The sequence below is a fragment of the Mesorhizobium sp. M4A.F.Ca.ET.022.05.2.1 genome (assembly GCF_003998845.1).
Classification (GTDB): Bacteria; Pseudomonadota; Alphaproteobacteria; order Rhizobiales; family Rhizobiaceae; genus Mesorhizobium.
Genome location: NZ_RZOJ01000595.1, coordinates 1 through 2,667, shown reverse-complemented (window position 1 = coordinate 2,667; position 2,667 = coordinate 1). Strand labels below are relative to the sequence as shown.

Below are 2,667 nucleotides of genomic sequence, written 5' to 3'. Positions count from 1 at the left end.
TGATAGCTGTGTTCCATGACGACGATGCGCGAGCGCGGCGCGCCGGAGTTGCGATGAAAGCCGAGCGCCATTTTCAGCGCCACCTCGACACTGGTCGAGCCGCTGTCGGAATAGAAGACCCTGTCGAGGCCCGCCGGCGTCATGTCGACCAGCGCCGAGGCCAATCGTTCTGCCGGCTCGTGGCTGAGGCCGGCGAAGATCACCTGGTCGAGCGTCTCGGTCGCCTCCCTGATCGCCTCTACGATCTTCGGGTGGCGGTGGCCGTGGGTGATGACCCACCAGGAGGAGATCGCGTCGAGGATGCGCCTGCCGTCGCGCGTCTCGACATAGGCGCCCTCAGTGCGCACGATCGTCGGCGGCACCGGCTCGGTGGCATGCTGGGTGAAGGGGTGCCAGACGGCGGAGCGGCGACTCATGGCCGGATCTCCGCGAAATCGGCGGCGTTAAACGAAGCCTTCATGGCCGCGAAAAGTGTTCCAGGTGTCAGCGACTGAAGAAATGGGAGGCGACCCAGCACGCGCACCTTGCCCATCTGGACGATCGTTTTTTGCGTATCGACCATCCTGTCGCCGATGAACACCACGCCGAGCAGCGGGATTGAGCGGGCGCGAAGAGCCTCGATCGAGAGCAGCGTGTGGTTGATGGTGCCGAGCGCGGTGCGGGCGCAGAGCACCACCGGCGCGTTCCACTGTGCGAAGACGTCGATGTAGAGTGTGCGCCTGTTCAACGGCACCATCAGCCCGCCGGCGCCCTCCACGACGAGCGGACGGTCAGTCCTGGGCAGTGCGAGTTGACCTGCATCAATCTCCACCCCGTCCAACTCCGCGGCGCGGTGTGGGGACAGCGGCTCTCTAAGGCGCCAGGCTTCCGGCAACACCCGGTCGGCAGACAGTCCTGCCAGAAGAGAGACAACCTCGCTGTCGGTCTCTTCGCGGTTGCCCGCCTGCACCGGTTTCCAGTAGATGCCATCGAGAAGCGCCGTAAGGCCCGATGCGAACACCGTCTTGCCGATGCCGGTGTCGGTGCCGGTAATGACAATCTGCACCGTCATCGGGCGCGCTCCCAATCTGCAGCCAAAGCATCAAACAGCGCCGAGACGTCGGCCTCGCCGACATTCAGCGTCAGCGAGATGCGCAGTCTTGCCGTGCCCTCGGGCACGGTTGGCGGGCGGACGCCGCGGACATCGAAGCCGCGCGACTGTAAGGCCTGCGCCAGCCCCATGACGCGGGCATTGTCGCCGACGACAACCGGCAGGATCTGCGAGCCGCTCGCGGGCAGGCCCAAACCCTCGGCCCTCTTGCCAGCGATTGCGACCAGCCTCGCAAGACGCTCGCGGCGATCCGGCTCGTGCGCGACGATGTCCAGGGCCGTGGCCGCCGCCACGGCCATCAAAGGCGAGGGCGCGGTGGCGTAGATGAAAGGCCGGCAGCGGTTGACCAGATAGTCGCACAGCACAGCGGGCGCGGTAACCAGCGCGCCGGATGCGCCCAGCGCCTTGCCGCAGGTGTGCAGCACCACGACATTGTCGCGGCCTTCGAGTTCGTGCGCGAGTCCCCGCCCATTCGGGCCGTAGACGCCGGTGGCATGCGCTTCGTCGACGAACAGGAATGCGTCGTGGCGGTCTGCGACGTCGATCAATTCGCCGAGCGGAGCCGTGTCGCCGTCCATGCTGTAGAGGCTCTCGGCCACGATCCAGGCTTGGCCGGCGCCACCTCTCGCGCGCCACGTCGCGATTGCATCATCCACGGCGTTCGCATCGTTGTGCGCGGCTTGCGCCACTTCGGCGCGGCCGGCTCTCGCGCCCTCATGCGCGCTGGCATGGATGAGTTCGTCCAGCACGACCAGATCGCCCTTCTGGGGCAAGGTCGTGAGCACCGCGAAATTGGCGACATAGCCGCCGCCGAAGAACAGCGCGCGCTCGGCGCCGAAAAAATCGGCCGCCTTGGCTTCGAGCGCCTCGTGTTCGGGGTCGTTGCCGCGCAGCAGCCGCGAACCGGTCGCTCCGACCGGCGTGCCGGCGGCGAGTGCGGCCGCGATCCGCCCCGCCATGCGCTTCGAGCGCGCGAGGCCGAGATAGTCGTTGGAGGCGAAATCGGCGCCTGAGCGGCCGCTGAGGCTCCGCAACCGGTCCTTGCGTGCCAGCCCGCGCAGGCTGGCCTCATAGCGGTCGAGCATGGCTCGCCCAATCACTGGGCTTCGCGCTCCATCGGCTTGATGCCCAGCCGGCGAAACAGTGCGCTGTCCTTGTCTTCTCCGGGATTGTCGGCGGTCAGCAAGGTGTTGCCGACGAAGATGGAGTTGGCGCCGGCGAAGAAGCACAGCGCCTGCATCTCGTCGCTCATCGCCGTGCGGCCGGCCGAGAGCCGCACATGCGATTTCGGCATCATGATGCGGGCCAGCGCGATGGTGCGCACGAATTCGATCGGTTCGATGGGTTCGGCCTCGCCAAGCGGCGTGCCCTCGATCGGGATCAGCATGTTGATCGGCACGCTGTCGGGCGGCTCCGGCAGGTTGGCGAGCGTCACCAGCATGTCGATGCGGTCGGTCTGCTCCTCGCCCATGCCGACGATGCCGCCGCAGCAGACCTTGATGCCGCTGTCGCGGACATTGGCAAGTGTGTCCAGCCGCTCAGTGAAGGTTCGTGTCGAGATGACCTCGCTATAGTAG

3 protein-coding genes and 1 pseudogene are annotated in these 2,667 nt (G+C 66.7%); all 4 read right to left on the bottom strand.

The features are described 5' to 3' along the window. On the bottom strand, positions 1-416 hold a 416-nt coding region (locus tag EN745_RS33320), incomplete at its 3' end, for an aminotransferase class III-fold pyridoxal phosphate-dependent enzyme (RefSeq protein WP_127423203.1). Continuing rightward, positions 413-1,051 carry a dethiobiotin synthase gene (gene bioD / locus EN745_RS33315; protein WP_127423202.1) on the bottom strand — a complete coding sequence of 213 codons (639 nt, stop codon included), beginning with the start codon at positions 1,049-1,051 and terminating at the stop codon, positions 413-415. The genes bioD and EN745_RS33320, both read right to left, overlap by 4 nt. Further along, the gene (locus EN745_RS33310; protein ID WP_127423201.1) at positions 1,048-2,175 is read right to left on the bottom strand and encodes an 8-amino-7-oxononanoate synthase; all 1,128 of its coding nucleotides are present in this window, start codon (positions 2,173-2,175) and stop codon (positions 1,048-1,050) included. The genes bioD and EN745_RS33310 overlap by 4 nt, the downstream gene beginning before the upstream one ends. An 11-nt stretch (positions 2,176-2,186) precedes the next feature. Beyond that, positions 2,187-2,667 (bottom strand): annotated as a pseudogene (locus EN745_RS33305) (biotin synthase); the annotation flags it as partial.